Annotated in this window: 1 pseudogene; it reads right to left on the minus strand. The window is 38.7% G+C overall.

From position 1 onward, the window contains the following. Nucleotides 1-270 (minus strand): annotated as a pseudogene (locus tag ACSG5Z_RS31295) (helicase); the annotation flags it as partial. Nucleotides 271-292 lie beyond the last annotated feature (22 nt).

A 292-nucleotide genomic window follows, 5' to 3' on the forward strand; every position in this document is an offset into this window, starting at 1 on the left:
TCTTAATCCGGCAAGACGATTAAAGGTGTGCTTATGGGTAATTTGTGTGACAGCTAGTGACTGAGCTTGTTGTCTTAAGTTGATAACTGTTTCAAGATAATCATCAAAAGTATCAGTATTACCTTTCACGTCATCCCAAAAGTGTTTACGAATATGGATTACTTCCGCCCGGCGTCTGCCAGTTTCGTTTTCCAGGTTATCAATTTGCTCCGTAATCGTTTCAATTACGGTATCCAATCGTTTTTGCTCTAAATCAAGTGTTTTGTTCATACGGTAAGGACTCCTTTAAAAG

This window comes from Bacillus pretiosus, assembly GCF_051294775.1.
GTDB lineage: Bacteria > Bacillota > Bacilli > Bacillales > Bacillaceae_G > Bacillus_A > Bacillus_A wiedmannii.